General features: G+C 35.2%; 15 protein-coding genes. 9 read left to right on the top strand and 6 right to left on the bottom strand.

The genetic code is table 11. The annotated features are described in order from the left end of the window. Positions 1 to 33 precede the first annotated feature (33 nt). The 6 genes from ACTYA4_RS04075 to ACTYA4_RS04050 all read left to right on the top strand — a co-directional run bounded on the left by ACTYA4_RS04075 (position 34) and on the right by ACTYA4_RS04050 (position 6358). The gene (locus ACTYA4_RS04075) at positions 34 to 516 is read left to right on the top strand and encodes a hypothetical protein (RefSeq protein ID WP_443480324.1); all 483 of its coding nucleotides are present in this window, start codon (positions 34 to 36) and stop codon (positions 514 to 516) included. Between the two features lie 285 nt (positions 517 to 801). Further along, entirely contained in the window at positions 802 to 1383 is a 582-nt protein-coding gene (locus ACTYA4_RS04070) for a shikimate kinase (RefSeq protein WP_443480437.1), read from the top strand. 109 nt (positions 1384 to 1492) lie between these two features. Then, complete coding sequence (gene aroD, locus ACTYA4_RS04065) at positions 1493 to 2263, top strand: type I 3-dehydroquinate dehydratase (RefSeq protein ID WP_443480323.1); 771 nt, start codon at positions 1493 to 1495, stop codon at positions 2261 to 2263. Between the two features lie 189 nt (positions 2264 to 2452). Beyond that, entirely contained in the window at positions 2453 to 3586 is a 1134-nt protein-coding gene (locus tag ACTYA4_RS04060; RefSeq protein WP_443480322.1) for a Fic family protein, read from the top strand. A gap of 180 nt (positions 3587 to 3766) precedes the next feature. Continuing rightward, positions 3767 to 5155, top strand: coding sequence for an aldehyde dehydrogenase (locus tag ACTYA4_RS04055; RefSeq protein WP_443480321.1), 1389 nt, complete (start codon positions 3767 to 3769; stop codon positions 5153 to 5155). Between the two features lie 114 nt (positions 5156 to 5269). After that, a complete protein-coding gene (locus ACTYA4_RS04050) occupies positions 5270 to 6358 on the top strand; it encodes a nitric oxide synthase oxygenase (protein ID WP_443480320.1) in 1089 nt (362 codons plus the stop codon). 43 nt (positions 6359 to 6401) lie between these two features. On the opposite strand, the gene ACTYA4_RS04045 is transcribed toward ACTYA4_RS04050, so the two are convergent. Then, positions 6402 to 6935, bottom strand: coding sequence for a hypothetical protein (locus ACTYA4_RS04045; RefSeq protein ID WP_443480319.1), 534 nt, complete (start codon positions 6933 to 6935; stop codon positions 6402 to 6404). A 152-nt stretch (positions 6936 to 7087) separates the two neighbouring features. Then, the gene (locus ACTYA4_RS04040) at positions 7088 to 7714 is read right to left on the bottom strand and encodes a DUF421 domain-containing protein (protein WP_443480318.1); all 627 of its coding nucleotides are present in this window, start codon (positions 7712 to 7714) and stop codon (positions 7088 to 7090) included. A 482-nt stretch (positions 7715 to 8196) separates the two neighbouring features. Here ACTYA4_RS04040 and rpoN point away from each other — a divergent pair, with 482 nt between their 5' ends. The 3 genes from rpoN to ACTYA4_RS04025 all read left to right on the top strand — a co-directional run bounded on the left by rpoN (position 8197) and on the right by ACTYA4_RS04025 (position 11624). After that, positions 8197 to 9534, top strand: coding sequence for an RNA polymerase factor sigma-54 (gene rpoN / locus ACTYA4_RS04035; protein WP_443480317.1), 1338 nt, complete (start codon positions 8197 to 8199; stop codon positions 9532 to 9534). 484 nt (positions 9535 to 10018) lie between these two features. After that, positions 10019 to 10774 carry a DeoR/GlpR family DNA-binding transcription regulator gene (locus ACTYA4_RS04030; protein WP_443480316.1) on the top strand — a complete coding sequence of 252 codons (756 nt, stop codon included), beginning with the start codon at positions 10019 to 10021 and terminating at the stop codon, positions 10772 to 10774. Between the two features lie 31 nt (positions 10775 to 10805). Then, positions 10806 to 11624: a Cof-type HAD-IIB family hydrolase gene (locus tag ACTYA4_RS04025; protein WP_443480315.1), complete on the top strand. Its 819-nt coding sequence runs from the start codon at positions 10806 to 10808 to the stop codon at positions 11622 to 11624. Positions 11625 to 11723: 99 nt separating this feature from the next. On the opposite strand, the gene manZ is transcribed toward ACTYA4_RS04025, so the two are convergent. From manZ to ACTYA4_RS04005, 4 genes are all read right to left on the bottom strand, one after another. Continuing rightward, positions 11724 to 12593 (bottom strand): PTS mannose transporter subunit IID, encoded by an 870-nt coding sequence (gene manZ, locus ACTYA4_RS04020; RefSeq protein WP_443480314.1) that lies wholly within the window; start codon positions 12591 to 12593, stop codon positions 11724 to 11726. 77 nt (positions 12594 to 12670) lie between these two features. Then, the gene (locus tag ACTYA4_RS04015) at positions 12671 to 13483 is read right to left on the bottom strand and encodes a PTS mannose/fructose/sorbose transporter subunit IIC (protein ID WP_443480313.1); all 813 of its coding nucleotides are present in this window, start codon (positions 13481 to 13483) and stop codon (positions 12671 to 12673) included. Positions 13484 to 13548: 65 nt separating this feature from the next. Next, on the bottom strand, positions 13549 to 14022 hold the full coding sequence (locus tag ACTYA4_RS04010; RefSeq protein WP_443480312.1) for a mannose/fructose/sorbose PTS transporter subunit IIB: 474 nt from the start codon (positions 14020 to 14022) through the stop codon (positions 13549 to 13551). Next, on the bottom strand, positions 14019 to 14450 hold the full coding sequence (locus ACTYA4_RS04005; RefSeq protein WP_443480311.1) for a PTS sugar transporter subunit IIA: 432 nt from the start codon (positions 14448 to 14450) through the stop codon (positions 14019 to 14021). Before ACTYA4_RS04005 ends, ACTYA4_RS04010 begins: the two co-directional genes overlap by 4 nt. Between the last annotated feature and the right edge of the window lie 121 nt (positions 14451 to 14571).

Here is a 14571-nt window from a genome sequence, read left to right as displayed (position 1 = left end):
TTATGAACACACATTTTAAAGGGGGGAATATGCTTGTATCCTTACAATTACTATAGGGAAACAAATTGGCAAGACATCTTAAATTTGCTGCAAAGAAGTTTATACGCTGAAGAAATGGTTTGTGCGATGAGCAGTGAGCTTTATCATATTCCGCAAGCGAAAGATATAAAAGGGAATAATGAAATGCATAATCATTTAGTTCCAGCATCTTACCATCGTGTGACAGCAGTTGGATCGGCTCAAAGACTAGCAACTGGCGAGCAGAGGCAATCAATCATCGATACGATGACAGCTTGTATAAAAAATGCTGAGAAACAGGATGTATCTGTAAAAAAATGGCTAGGTGTTATGGAGGGAAATGCCGGTTCTGAATTTAAACCATTTATCCAAATGATCATTCGCTGGCAAAATCAGACGGAATTTTATTTAAATCAAACGAAGTCTGAACTAAAAAAAATGGGAATTTCTATTCCAGCAGAAGCCGAACAGCAGGGCGGAGAGTATAATGGGTATTAACGTTCAGCTTCCATCAGAGAGAGAAAAATTCTTGCAAATGGAAGTTTTAACAAGGCTTGCATCAAGGTCTAGAGCCTTTCATCACTAAGTGTTTGAGGTAGACAAAAGGCTCTATTTCTTATTTTTCAGTTTGCTGAAACGATTTCGTCCAAATAGATAAGTAAGCCCCTATTGATTTCGAACATTTATCATAAAATCCATCGCCTAATAATCTTCTATGATTAAGAGGTTCGATGACGTATAATATAAGGAGAAAAAAACAACTTATTGGTAATAAATGTTAAAATGCAAGAAATAGGGGGCTTCACCTTGAATACACGCAGTGTTCCGCTTAAAGAAAAAAATATTATTTTTATTGGATTTATGGGAGTAGGGAAAACATCGATTGGAAAAGCCGTTGCGAAGAAGTTGTACCGAGACTTTCTCGATGTTGACCAAGTGATAGAAGAAGAATATGGAATGCCTGTTCCTGAAATTTTTAATAAGCTTGGAGAAAAGACATTTAGAGAGAAAGAGAAGGAAGTAATCATCAACCTTTGTCAGAAGAAGAAGCTTCATATTCTTTCGTTAGGTGGAGGTTCCTTTTTACAGGAAGAGATAAAAAAAGCTTGTTTAGAGCATTGTATCGTTATCCATTTAGATTTATCTTGGGATTCTTGGAAAGAAAGAATTAATCTTATAATCGATAGCAGGCCCGTTTTAAAAGGAAAATCAATGGAAGATATGGAAGAGCTGTTTAATAAAAGAAAAGCAATATACGCTGATCACCATTCCTCAGTGTTGACAGATAGCCAAGAAATTGAAGAAGTAGCAGATTATATTGTGAATTCATTAAAATGGGCTTGGGAGTTAAATGAACCACAATAAGGAGAATCAGCATAAAAACACTCGTTTTTTTGCTACCTAATAAGCTAGATTAAAACGTGCGTGTTTTTGCTGTCTGTTCTTTTTATCATGTAACTGGAGTGAACGTTTGATGGATCAAGTAGTTAAAGTGAAAAATATAGAAATAGGTGCAGGCATTCCGAAAATATGTGTATCTATGATTGGACAAACAGTGCAGCAGCTAAAAGAAGAGGCTGCCTATTTAAAAACATTAAATGTAGATGTGATCGAGTGGCGGGTTGATTACTTTGCACAAGCAGATGATGTAGAAAAAGTACTATCGGCATTAAGTGTCATTAGAAATGAACTGGCAGATCTTCCGCTTATTTTTACTTTTAGAAGTAAAAAGGAAGGGGGAGAAAAAGAACTTGATTCTTCCTTGTATTTTGCTTTAAACAAGGCAGCTTGTGAAGCTGGGATTGCCGATATTATTGATATAGAACTATTTAATGATGAAAAAGAAATACAAGAAATAGTAAACTATGCCCATAGTAAAAAGGTTGCTGTTATTATATCGAATCACGATTTTGAAAAAACTCCTTCCAAAGAGGAAATAATAGCTCGTCTATGTAAAGCGCAGCAATTGGGTGCAGACTTGCCAAAAATTGCTGTTATGCCTAACTGTGCTGCCGATGTTATTACTGTTTTAGATGCAACAAGCACGATGAAAGAACAATATGCAGACAGACCAATTATTGTGATGTCTATGGCTGGAAAAGGTGCAATCAGCCGAATGGCAGGAGAAGTATTTGGATCAGCATTGACATTTGCCGCAGCGAAAAAAGCATCCGCTCCAGGACAAATTCCTGTTGCAGAGTTAAGAACAGTTTTAAATATCGTACACAATGCCATAAAATTATAAGAGAAGAAAAAAGAAACCTGAACGAAAAACTGTTAAAAAGTTCTTCATTCAGGTTTTTTATATTTAATTCTTGTTATTAACTCTAGTTACGGAAGAAAGTATGATTTATAAATCACTTTTTTGTATTTTTTGATCTAATTTAGTGTAATATGGATAAATAAGAGCAAAAAATGCAAAGGAGGGACATTAATGGCAATTCATGGATTGAATTTATTACCTTTAGATGTAAAAAACAAAGACGCCATCAAAATCTTGAATGTTCTATCCCAGGCAAGTAATAAAATAGGTAGACTTGAAGAAAAGTTTAAACACTCTATTGTTAGTGAAGCATTAGTTCAAGTATTATCTCTAAGTGAATCCGTTGAGTCGACACGAATTGAAGGTACACAAGTTACATTTACTGATATGGTGGAAGAAAAAGATGATAAGAATCCTCGATGGGAAGTTATAGAAGTAAATAACTATCAACAAGCTCTGTTTGAAGGATTTGAGCGTATAAAAAATGGTTATCCAATAACTACAAGGCTCATCCAAGAATTACATCAGATTCTGATGAAAGGGGCGAGAGGTTCTGTTCAATCCAGTGGACAGTTCCGGAAAATCCAAAATTTTATTGGTCCCACGAATAAAATAGAAGATGCTTCTTATATTCCTATATCGGCTGAGAAAATTAGTGGCTATATGAATAATTTAGAAAACTTTATAAATGGCCATCCATATAATCAGAAATTATCAATAGAGCATTTGGGAAATTCTTTAGAGCGTTTTGTGTTTGACGAAGAGAGTGATCCCCTTATTAAATCAGCTATTATTCACGCGCAATTTGAATCCATTCATCCTTTCTTAGATGGAAATGGTCGATTAGGTAGGATTTTAATTGTACTATATCTTATGCAGTCTAAACTTGTAACGAAACCCATCTTTTTTGTAAGTGAAGAGTTAGAAAAAGAGAGAATGCGTTACTATGATTTATTAAATGGAGTACGAGGGCAAGATCCAGATTGGGGAAGTTGGATTTTATTCTTTTTAAATGCATGTAATCGAATGGCGGATAAAATTAATGATAAATTGGATAAAGCTGAAGAATTAGCAAGAGGTGGGTTACTGAAATGTGAAACTCCTTCTGATACAAAAGTATGGATATATACTTTTTCAAATCCTTTTACCGATGTAGCTTCTGTTGCAAAAGCATTAAATATATCGCCTAATACCGCGAGAAAATCACTCAATAATTTAGTGGAGAAAGACCTATTATTTACGGATCGCCATACAAAACGCAATAAAAAGTACCGAAATTATGAGTTAGTTCGTATTCTTACTTAAGAGAACCAAAATCGCTGCTAAGTATAGATTACATCAATAGAATTTAAAGTTATTATTATCAGAAATAAAACAAAAGTGAATCGATAAGAGTTGAGCGCTTTTGTTTTTTCTTATTCTTGTTAAGTTTTTTAATTGGGACGAAACAAATCACTTCAATTGAAAGGAAGAAAACGAAAATATATGGAACTAACTTCAAAAGATGTGGAGCAACTGATCAGCGGGCATCAACAATTCTTTTATACGAACGAATCGGCATCCATTGAATTTCGTTTACAGCAGCTGCAAAAGTTAAAAGCAGGAATCGAACAATTTAAACAAAAGATTATAGAAGCACTGCAAAAGGATCTAGGAAAGCATGCGTTTGAAGCGTATGCCTATGAAGTAGGTTTTGTGTTAAGTAGCATCAGGCATACGCTAAAGAATTTAAAAAAGTGGGCAAAGCGAAAAAAAGTAAAAAGTCCGCTTACGTTGTTTCCATCAAAAAGTTATGTACAGTATGAACCATATGGAACGGTGTTAATCATTGGGCCATTTAATTATCCTTTTCAGCTTGTAATGGAACCGTTAATTGGTGCGATTGCTGCTGGAAACTGTGTCGTATTAAAGCCTTCTGAATTGGTTCCATCTATATCAGCTGTTATTACGGAGATGATTTCGTCTATTTTTGATGAAAACTATATTCGTTCTGTTGAGGGTGGAGTTGCCACAAATACGGCATTAATACAGGCTTCTTTTGATTATATATTTTTTACAGGAAGTGTTTCTGTCGGAAAAATGGTCATGGAAGCAGCCGCTAAAAATCTTACACCTGTAACGTTAGAATTAGGCGGAAAAAGTCCAACATTTGTCGATGAGAGTGCCAATATTCCCATCGCTGCACAACGTATTTTATGGGGGAAAACAGTTAATGCTGGGCAAACATGCATTGCTCCCGATTATCTTGTAGTCCATGAATCAGTAAAAGAAGACTTGATTGTAGAATTGAAAAAAGCATTGCATACTTTTTTTGGATCGAATGTAGCAAGCAGTAAAGACTTTGGCAGGATAGTGAATGACAAACATTTTAACCGGCTAGCACAAATCCTTCAGCAAGAGGAAGAAAACATTCTTGTTGGAGGAAATAGCAATGCGAAAACAAGATTTATCGAGCCAACCTTACTGAAGGCTGATTGGAATTCTTTATCGATGAAAGAGGAAATATTTGGACCGATTCTTCCTATTATTACGTATTCTGACTTGGATGATGTCATACAGTCTGTCCAAAAACAGTCCAAACCACTGGCATTATATGTTTTTACAACAAATAGAGAGGTAGAAGAGAAAATTGTAAGCAGCATTTCTTCTGGGGGAGTGTGTATAAATGATACCATTACACATGCGGCAAACCCATATTTGCCATTTGGTGGTATTGGGAGTTCTGGAATGGGAATGTATCATGGCGTGTATAGCTTTTTTACTTTTTCACACAAAAGAAGTGTACTAAAGAAAAACAATAGATGGAATATTACGACTTTATTTCCTCCTTACACAGAAAAGAAAAGGAAATTAGTTCGTAAAGTTTTAAAGTAGGAAACCTGTGGGAAGAGGACTAGAGCTTTTATAGTCTGGAGAAAGTAGTTTACTTTTTCGTTTAAAATCTGCTGTGTTATGATAAAGCCAGTATTGCTAATAGGGAGGACTATTTTGCGTCGATCAATAGACATTCTACAAGAAGCAGCAGCATTTATTTATACTTGTTATCACGAATTAAACAAAAGTGCACAGCAAATAAAAGATAGAATAGATAAGATAAAAAAGGAAATAAACGAACAAGGCTACTATACACATACAAAGGAAGAGTTAGAGCATGGAGCAAAAATGGCATGGCGAAATAGTAATCGCTGTATCGGGAGGCTGTTTTGGGAAAGCTTGCATGTAATCGATAAAAGAGAAGTGAAGACTGAAGAGGAAATGCGGGATGCCTTGTTTGATCATATTTCGTATGCAACAAATGGTGGCCAAATACGACCAACTATCACGATATTCCAGCAAAAAACGGAAGAAACAACGATGCGAATATGGAATCATCAATTAATACGCTATGCAGGTTATGAAACAGAAGAGGGAGTAATAGGGGATCCAGATTCTCTGGCGTTTACTGAATGCTGTCAAAAATTAGGGTGGACCAGCAGCAAAACCGATTTTGATGTATTGCCATTAGTGGTACAAATCAATGACAATCATCCAAAGGTTTTTGATATTCCAGAAGAATTACTGCTTGAAGTACCTATTCGCCATCCCGAATTTAGACGGTTCGTTGATTTACAATTAAAGTGGTACGCTGTTCCGATTATTTCAAGCATGTGTTTAGAGATTGGCGGTATTACATATACAGCTGCACCATTTAATGGCTGGTATATGGGTACAGAAATAGGAGCCAGAAACTTGGCAGATGAAAATCGCTATAATATGCTGCCGAAAATAGGTATTTTAATGGAGTTGGATATGCACAAAAATATGTCTTTGTGGAAGGACAGGGCACTGGTGGAATTAAATATTGCTGTTTTACATTCTTTCCGTGAAGATGGAGTAATGATTGTTGATCATCATACAGCTGCACAGCAATTTAAAACATTTGAAAAGAAAGAGCAAGTGAAAGGAAGAGAAGTTACTGGGAATTGGGCATGGCTTATTCCGCCTTTATCACCAGCGACAACCCATATTTTTAATAAGCAATATGACAACGAAGTGAAAACACCAAATTATTTTGATCAAAAAAGACCGTATGAATAAATTATTTGCGGTCAATGGCGTAACTGAGTTTACTTAAATATTGCTACTGTCCTGTAAATTCAGTTACGCCAAATGTTTGATTATAATCATATCCATTAAATAAAATATCTAAATCGTGAAAGTAGCGATGAAGCAAACGCATCGCATCTCGATCATCCCCGTTTATGACTTGTTGTGCATGTTGTTGAATGCTTTCCAGATCATGTTTGATTTTTTTATTTTTTACCGATACATTCTCTAATTGCTGCAGGATGGAGGAAGCCGCTTCTTTTTGTTCGCTGTAACTAGCTGTCTCCATTTTTCCCCAACCGAGTGTCTCATTGTAAAAATTATGCCAGTCTGCAATAAAGGTATGGCCATTTGTTTCATCCGCTAGTGTTACGACATCTTCCTCGACAGGATCATTGACGGTTTTTTTAGTAAAATCCGCTGATTCTCCAACAGCTGCACTCTTCCCTGTTTGTTGTGCTTTTTCTTTTTCTAAAAAAAGCAGCAACCCAAAAGATACAGAGGCAATAAGCGCACCTCCGCCAATAATAATGCCGAAACACCATAAAAGAATTTTTTTCCAGTTCATGATAAACTAGGACACGCTCCTTTTAATTGAAAGATTAGCTGTTTAATAGTCTATCATTATGATTTTTACATTTCAAATTTTTACAAAGATGCCAACTTTTAAAAAAGAGAAAAAAGGAAAACAAAAAATTTTGTTTTCCCTTTCAATTAGAATTAATATGTATAAAGCTTTAAATCATTTTTATAATATTCGGCAAAAAAGACATCTTCTATTTTATAGCCTTTTTCTTCTAACATGGTATGCAGCCATTTTTCGTCTTTGCCGATATCCTCTAATCCTTCTTGATGAATATCTCCATCGGATATTAACATATAAGAATAATCTTCATCATCCATATGAATTACAGTTAATTGACCATTTTGTTCAATTTGGGCTTTTTTTAATGAGCCAATATAATGGATATCTTTTAACCGCAGCATCGTATGAAATGTTTTCGTTGATAACTTAGCTTTTTTAAAATTATCAATCAGCAAGACACCATCCTGCACAACGACAATTCTTTCCCCATCGATAAATTGTTTTACAAATCGATTTTTCAGTCTTAAAATCCGGATAATGTAGACTAAAAACCCCCATATCAATAAAACAATCAAAAACTGCATTATTGTGATTGCAGGACTGTAAATAATTCCTCCAACAATGCCCCCTAATACATAGTTTTGAATCTGATCAGCTGCAGTCATCGGTGCTAAGTTTCCTTTTCCAGACAAATTCATCAAGATAATTAAACAAAAAAATCCTATGGTTAATTTTATCGCAACCTCTACATATATAGTCATAAAATCGGACCTTTCTATATATACTTTACTGTTCATTACGATGGTATGAATGAAGACAATCAATGTTTATGTATTCTCGGCAATATCACGTTTATCATTGCCAATTTTATGTTTTGTATTCACTAATAACCTATAGTAAATATTATGCAAATTCGATATAATGATAGTATAATATTTAATTATCTAAAAATTTTTACTATTAAAAGAAAACGCATTCATATTTTTATCAATAAATGCAGCCTATATTCAGTATCAGTAGATGTTCAAAAAGCAGAGTAGATAAAGCCAAGGGCCTTGAAGTTACAAAGTCCGGAGCTACGTAATGATGGAAGTGAAGAAGTAAGGAAGAAATCCATGAGACGGCTCATGAAGGACAAAAGAAGGGAAAAAGAAGCAAGTTTTGTTCATGAGATGGTATATAAAGGAAAGTCCGCGGTTTTAACGAATTCATTAATAGTATTTGGATGTTTGGAGGGATTAAGATGAATCTGCAGCCAACTATTTTACAATATCAAAAAGCAGCGATGGTTTTAAATCACGAAATGCTTCAAACGATATCACTTTTAGCATATTCTACTGATGACTTGCTTGATTATATTCGTGAACAAGCAATGGAGAATCCGTTAATAGAATGTGAACAAAGTTTGCAGAATGCTGTGGCGCAAGGAGATGGCGATGAATTTCCTAGGAAAGAAAAAAGACAACAAAATACGAGTGAAAAAAACGACATCATTGAAAATTTAAAAGATACAAATGGTACAACATTAGCGGAGTTTCTTTTGGAGCAGGCAAGATTGTTAAAAATAAATGAAAACGATTACAAGAAGTTAGCATATTTTATTTATAGTCTTAATGAAAATGGTTATTTAACTACATCGTTAGAAGAAATTGCTGCTAATTTATCACTTACAGCAGAAGAAGGAAGAAATTATTTAACTTTATTGCAAAGCTTGGAACCGACTGGAGTTGGGGCAAGAAATCTGCAGGATTGTTTGCTGCTTCAGTTGAAAAAAAAATATCCGGAAGACAAATTGGCAGCTGCTATTGTAGCCGATTATTTTGTTCTTTTTGCAGAGAAAAAGTGGAAAAAGATTGCAAAAGAATTAAGTGTAGACGTATCTGCTATTCAAGAAGTGCAAATGAAGGTTCTAGAACTTCAGCCGAGACCTGGTCTATGCTTTCAGCAAGATTTGTCATTATATATCCGACCAGATGTTTCTGTTTATTGTGTAAATGGCAACTTCGAAATCCAGTTGAAAACTCAATTTTTTCCTAAGTTTACTATAAATGAAGATTATATGTTCCTTTTAAAAAATAAAAAAGGAAAGGAGTATGAGTATATACACAAGAAATATGCAGAATTTCAATCATTGCGAAACGGTTTAAAGCAAAGAGAGGCTATTTTACTTCAAGTTAGTACCATTATTGCACAACTGCAAAGCGATTTTTTTGATAAAGGTTCGAGTAAATTAAAGCCATTAACATTAAAACAAGTAGCAGATGCACTCGGTGTACATGAATCAACCATCAGCCGTGTAGTTGCCAATAAATATATGGAAACATCATTTGGAATAATTCCTTTAAAATCATTTTTTAGTCAAGGAATGAAAGGGGAAAATGAAAAGGAACTATCGTCTGCTGCTGTAAAAAAAGCAATGATTGATTTAATAAAGGAAGAAGATAAAAAGCATCCTATTTCTGATGAGAAAATAAAAAAATTATTAGAAACAAATCATAAAATGTTTGTGTCAAGACGTGTTATTACAAAGTATCGCGAAGAATTAAATATTCCTTCTTCTACAAGAAGAAAGCAGTTTTAAAAGGAAAGGGGCTGTTAAACTTGCCTGTTGATTTCCGCTCCAGGCGTTCGCTTTCCGCGGGCGGTCTGGGAGCATCCTCAGCGCTGTGCGGAGGCCACTGAAAAACTGATTATTTTTTAAAAAAACTTGAATTGTCATCTATATACAGATGACAAATGAGTTTATCATTCTATATATAGTAGGTTGTTCGTATCTTTTTCCTTTCCGATGGACTTTTTCAGTGGCCTTGCTGTGCGCCTGTGGGGTCTCCCTCTGACTCGCTTTTCCTGCAGGAGTCTCACACCTTCCGCTCCAATCAACATAGTGCCAAAATCAACAATGAGCTTAAACATAGCCAAAGAAAAAAATCTCCTTTTTCTACTTGAAAGGAGATTTTTTTCCTTTTGATATAAGTGTTTTTTTGTTAATTTATTGAAAAACAAGTGTTTATCACTTGTAATTACTTACATAAATACTTATAATTACTTATATAAAGGAGGTTAATATGTATCAAGAAGAACGACTTGTTAAAATACTTGAAATATTAAATAAACAACATAGCATGGCTGTTCAAGAAATTTGTGAGCGCTTTAATATTTCTCGAGATACGGCAAGAAGGGATATAGTAAAGCTGGTAGAGCAAGGTGCGGCAATCCGAACACATGGCGGAATTTCTCTGCCTGCGATAAAGGAGACGATTTTAGCTTATAGAGAAAGAGTTCAATCGTTTTCAAATGAAAAAAGAAGAATCGGCAAGTATGCTTCAGGCTTTTTGGATAAAGATGGAGTTTATTTCTTTGATGTTTCAACAACGGTTTGTTGCTTGGCAGAACAAGTAAATAAGCAGATGCAAGTATTTACTCATTCTTTAGATATTGCAGAAGTGCTGGCTAATCAATCATATGCTTCCCTTTTTCTTTTCGGGGGAAAATTAAATGAACAAAATCGTTTTTTCTTTGATATCGAAAGTATCAATCAACTAGATAAAATCAAATTTGATGCTGCTTTTCTAGGGGCAGCTGCGGTTATGGAAGATGGCATTTACTTTGAAGATAAAGAAGATGCTTCCATTAAAAACATGGTTGTTCATAAAAGTTCTAAAAATATTATTCTGGCTGATTTTAATAAATTTTCTTCAAATAGTTACTATAAAGGGATGAACTGGGAGAACATACATGTTCTTATTACAGATCAGTCGCCTCCGCCCGTATTTTGCGACATTATTTCTGCTCATAACATAATGCTTTGTATTGCTGATTAAAGAATAATCAGTAGATTGGGAGATGATAAGGGTGTATAAACTTATTTTCAGTGATATTGATGGAACATTGTTAAATTCTAATCACCAAATTAGTGAAGAAACACAAAACTCCTTAAAATTTTTACAGCATAAAGGGATTCCTTTTGCTCTCGTTTCAGCAAGAATGCCAGAAGGGATCTTTCCGCTGCTGAAATCTTGTCAACTAAATGAACCGATTATTTGTTTTAGTGGAGCACTATTATTAGGAAAAGAACAAATAAATGGGGAAAGAGAGATATTGTATAAAGCGACAATGAAGGAAAAAGATGTTGAAGAAATTTACAAGTTAGTTTCTTTACAGTTTCCATCAGTTTGTTTCACCATGTACAGTAAAGACAATTGGTTTGTGGAATCTCTGAAGGATGAATGGGTAGAACAGGAGCAAGAAATAACCAGCATTATCCCAAAAATTTTTGTTTTTCATTCGTCATCTTATCCATCTGTTTACAAAATTTTATGTATGGGTACACCTGAGCATATTACTTCACTTGAAAAGGAGCTAAAGAAGGATTATCCCAAACTCTCTATCTATAAATCTAAAGCAACTTATTTGGAGATAATGGCAGAAGGTGTTAAAAAATCTAATGCCATTTGTATTCTTGCAAATCAATTAGGAATTTATCAAGATGAAATAATGGCATTCGGTGATAATTATAATGATATCGATATGCTGAAGTATGCTGGATTAGGGGTAGCAATGGGGAATGCACCACAGATTGTAAAAGATGCTGCAGATTTAATTACAAGCAGTAATGATGAAGACGGGATTGTAAAAGTAATCGATCAATACTTTAGTAATAAAGAACAGTAATTAACCGAAAAGGGATTCTATTTCCTCAAGAAACAACGAAGAAATCAGAATCCCTTAATCATGCAAATATTTAATGGCTATACAGCAATCCTAAGCGAATTACGCTAAAATTTTTGCCCAGTAGCCTAAAATACCGATGACAAAAATCGATAAGATTAATATCAATGGATTTACTTTTTTCTTTAATAGTTTAGCAACTAAGAAGGTTAATAATAATGGAACTAATCCTGGCATTAATTGATCCAGTACACTTTGAATTGTTGTAACGGTTGTATTGCCTGCTTGGTCAGTTAACTCTGCAATTTTAACAGGAATATTGATACTGGTCCACTTACATACTAGCGCACCCATTACGAAGAGACCCAGAATGGAGGCGCCTTCTGTTAATTTTTGCAGTCTGTTTCCTGCAAGGTCGGAGATGATTTCCATCCCTTTACTGTAGCCGTAGCGTACACCATACCATACAACACCTAAACGGATCACATTAAATACCAGGAAGAAAATAAGCGGTCCAATAATGCTTCCAGTTAATGCAATAGATGCCCCAAGTGCACCAAGTACAGGGCGCAGCGTACCCCAGAAAATAGGATCCCCGACACCAGCAAGTGGTCCCATTAGACCGACTTTTACACCAGCAATAGAACTATCTTCAATTTCTGCACCATTTGCTTTTTTCTCTTCCATCGCAGCGTTAACGCCAATGATTGGTGCGGCTAAAAACGGCTGTGTATTAAAAAACTCTAAACCGCGTTTCAGTGCTTTGTTGCGATCTTCTCCTTTTTTATACAGTCTTTTAATGGCTGGGATCATGGAATAGCAATATCCAATTGCCTGCATTCTCTCAAAGTTAAAGGATCCTAATAATAGATTTGTCCGGAAAAACATTTTCGTTAAATCTTTTTTTGTTAATTTTACTTCTTCTGTTTGTATTTCCGTTTCGATAGATGTTTTCTTTAATGATTCACCCATATTGATTGCCTCCTTTTTGTTAAAAAGATAAAAAAGTATACTATTCAACCCAGATGAACAAGGCGCTTCCGCTTTTCTTAACTGTCTAAATCATCATCTAAATCATCGTCAAAACTTGCATTGGTTGGTGAAGCAGCTGCGACAGCTTGGTTTTTCGCAACGTTATATTTTGGATGCAATTGAATATAAACAATTGCAGCAACTATTCCTATGACACCAAATGCCACTAGGTTAAAGTTTAAAAATGCTGCGAATACAAATCCAAGGAAGAAAAATGGCATTAAATATTTAGCGCCCATCATGTTAATAATCATGGCATAACCGACAATAACGACAATTCCGCCTCCAATTTGCAGTCCTTTTGTAATCACTTCTGGAATGCTGTTCAACATAGCTTCGAAAGAATGAACGCTGATTAAACTTACGATTAAAGTTGGAATAACAACGCGCAGCGCTTGGATGGCGAGACCGAAATAATGCATTCGATCAATACCATTAAAATTGCCTTCTTCTGCATATTTATCGGCACGATGCTGTAATCCGATTGTTAACGTTCTTGCGAAGATTGTCAGTACTTGGCCGGCGGCAGCTAAAGCTACTGCAACGGCAATCCCTTTTCCGATGCTTTGGTTTGCTGTAATAACAAGAATAGTAGATATAACACTGGCCATCGCCGTATCTGGTGCCATTGCTGCACCGATATTCATCCAGCCAAGGGCCATCATTTCTAATGTACCGCCAAGAATAATCCCTGTTTTAAGGTCTCCAAGTACAAGACCGATTAATGTACAAGCAACGATTGGACGATGTGTTTGAAAGGCATCTAATACACTGCCCATCCCTGTGATCGCAGCGATTATAAGAATTAAAACAATTTGTAAAGTCGTCACGATTATTCACCTCTCAAAAAGTATAATTTTATTAATATAAAAAGCTATTAGGACAAGGTATGCACTTACAATCTAGTCATTAAATCAACTTTTGGATCTGTAATTGCATGTCTTATTTCTAATTTAATATGATAGCTATCAAGTTTTTTAAAGGCTTCTATATCTTTTTCGTCAACATTGATCGCGTTGGCAAGCGGTCTTTTTCCTTCTTTAAAGCTCATCCCGCCGACGTTTACTTTATCAATTTTCACTCCACCCTCCACTACTCTTACAATATCAGTTGGGTTAGTGAAAAGAAGCAAAGTTTTAACGCCTTCATATTTAGGATTACTATAGGCTCTGAGCATTTTATCGATTGGAACTACACTTGCTTTAATCCCTGGAGGGGATACAGAAATCAACAGTGTTTTTCTTAATGTATCTTTTGCCACCTCATCAGATACGACAATAATACGTTCACAATCTGCTTCTTTTGACCAAGCTGTAGCAACCTGACCATGAATTAAACGATCATCAATTCGAACTAATGTAATATTCATAATAAATCATCCTCTCCGCTAGCGTCACTGTATGCCAAACTTTGTTTTAGAGACTTAACGCCATCTGCTGCTGTTTGACTAACGGCCTGAATTAGATCATGAAGATTATTTCTTTGCCGCTTATCCAGTCCTTCAATTAACATTGGTAAATTAACTCCAGCAATTACATCCATATCTTCCTTATCCGCAGCAATTAATGCTGCAGCATTATATGGGCTTCCTCCAAAGAGGTCTACCATAAATAGTGTTCCTTTACTACTATCTAATTCCTGTAATGCTTGGTGATACTTTTTTTGTAGATCCTCAGGTCCTTCTCCTGGAGAAAATGTTACATATGCTATATTTTCTTGTTTGCCGAAAATCATTTCAGCTGATTTGATGATTTCTCTGGAGAATTCCCCGTGAGTCGCAATAATAAATGCAACCATCTGATGCACCTCCTAATTTTTTTTGCCTTACACTAATATATAAAGCAAGAACCGTGCCAACTTTTCGGAAGTGAGCGATTGTTTTTTGCAAAAATAGAAAAAAATATTGATATTAAAGCGT

Source organism: Niallia yueguangensis, from assembly GCF_052663115.1.
Note: the sequence above shows the minus strand (reverse complement) of the source record. Positions and strands in the feature narration are given on the sequence as shown.

Coding starts and splice junctions, on each gene's coding strand:
- ACTYA4_RS04070 (WP_443480437.1), top strand. CDS start 802: ATGCAAGAAATAGGGGGCTTCACCTTGAATACACGCAGTGTTCCGCTT.
- aroD (WP_443480323.1), top strand. CDS start 1,493: ATGGATCAAGTAGTTAAAGTGAAAAATATAGAAATAGGTGCAGGCATT.
- ACTYA4_RS04060 (WP_443480322.1), top strand. CDS start 2,453: ATGGCAATTCATGGATTGAATTTATTACCTTTAGATGTAAAAAACAAA.
- ACTYA4_RS04055 (WP_443480321.1), top strand. CDS start 3,767: ATGGAACTAACTTCAAAAGATGTGGAGCAACTGATCAGCGGGCATCAA.
- ACTYA4_RS04045 (WP_443480319.1), bottom strand. CDS start 6,935: ATGAACTGGAAAAAAATTCTTTTATGGTGTTTCGGCATTATTATTGGC.
- ACTYA4_RS04040 (WP_443480318.1), bottom strand. CDS start 7,714: ATGACTATATATGTAGAGGTTGCGATAAAATTAACCATAGGATTTTTT.
- rpoN (WP_443480317.1), top strand. CDS start 8,197: ATGAATCTGCAGCCAACTATTTTACAATATCAAAAAGCAGCGATGGTT.
- ACTYA4_RS04030 (WP_443480316.1), top strand. CDS start 10,019: ATGTATCAAGAAGAACGACTTGTTAAAATACTTGAAATATTAAATAAA.
- manZ (WP_443480314.1), bottom strand. CDS start 12,593: ATGGGTGAATCATTAAAGAAAACATCTATCGAAACGGAAATACAAACA.
- ACTYA4_RS04010 (WP_443480312.1), bottom strand. CDS start 14,022: ATGAATATTACATTAGTTCGAATTGATGATCGTTTAATTCATGGTCAG.
- ACTYA4_RS04005 (WP_443480311.1), bottom strand. CDS start 14,450: ATGGTTGCATTTATTATTGCGACTCACGGGGAATTCTCCAGAGAAATC.